At 72.2% G+C, this 561-nt stretch carries 2 protein-coding genes; both read right to left on the bottom strand.

Annotated features, from left to right (window positions below; genetic code table 11):
* Nucleotides 1-100 precede the first annotated feature (100 nt).
* The gene (locus J0911_RS01485) at nt 101-358 is read right to left on the bottom strand and encodes a hypothetical protein (protein ID WP_207273632.1); all 258 of its coding nucleotides are present in this window, start codon (nt 356-358) and stop codon (nt 101-103) included.
* On the bottom strand, nt 358-561 hold a 204-nt coding region (locus J0911_RS01480), incomplete at its 5' end, for a hypothetical protein (protein ID WP_207273631.1). The genes J0911_RS01480 and J0911_RS01485, both read right to left, overlap by 1 nt.

The raw sequence follows: 561 nt of genomic DNA, 5'->3' as shown, positions 1-561 counted from the left end.
ACGCCGGGGCGGCCCAGGGTGGCGGCGTGGGTGCGGGCCCGAGCCCGGGCCACAGTGGTGTTCACCGTGGCCCGGAACTCACGCACCTTGTTGACGGGGTTCACCGTTCGTCCCTGTCCCGTTCGGCGTGCAGGCGTTCGTTCAGGTCGTCCCACATGTCCTGCAACCGGTGCCTGGTCTGCGTCAGGTGCTCGACCGCACGCTGGTGCGCCCGGGTGTACGGACGCAGGTCCTCGACCGTGTTCTCCGCGCGACCCACACCGGCCAGCGCGCCCTCGACCAGCCGCAACGCCTGCTCCAGCGCCTCGACCGTGCGCTCATGGACCTCACGCGCCGTCGGTGTCGTCTGGCCGGCCATCACCGCTCACCCCTGGCGGTCTGCTCTTCGAGCCGGTCGGCCACCTTCCCGGCGAGCGTGTACAGCACGTCGACCTGCGTGCGGGCGTGCAGCGTGCCGTCGCGCAGGTCCGAGAACTCCGGCAGTCCGGTCGCCTCCATCGCGTCCTTCGCGGCGGCCAGCGCCTCCGAAGCGGCCTCCAGCGCGCGCATCGCCGCGTAAGC

Origin of the sequence: Myceligenerans salitolerans (assembly GCF_017349295.1) — a bacterium.
Classification (GTDB): Bacteria; Actinomycetota; Actinomycetes; order Actinomycetales; family Cellulomonadaceae; genus Myceligenerans; species Myceligenerans salitolerans.
The sequence above is the reverse complement of the archived record's forward strand: the minus strand, read 5'-3'. Positions and strand labels throughout refer to the sequence as shown.

Excerpts from the sequence above, each read along its gene's own strand:
- J0911_RS01485 (WP_207273632.1), bottom strand. The coding sequence starts at position 358 with ATGGCCGGCCAGACGACACCGACGGCGCGTGAGGTCCATGAGCGCACG.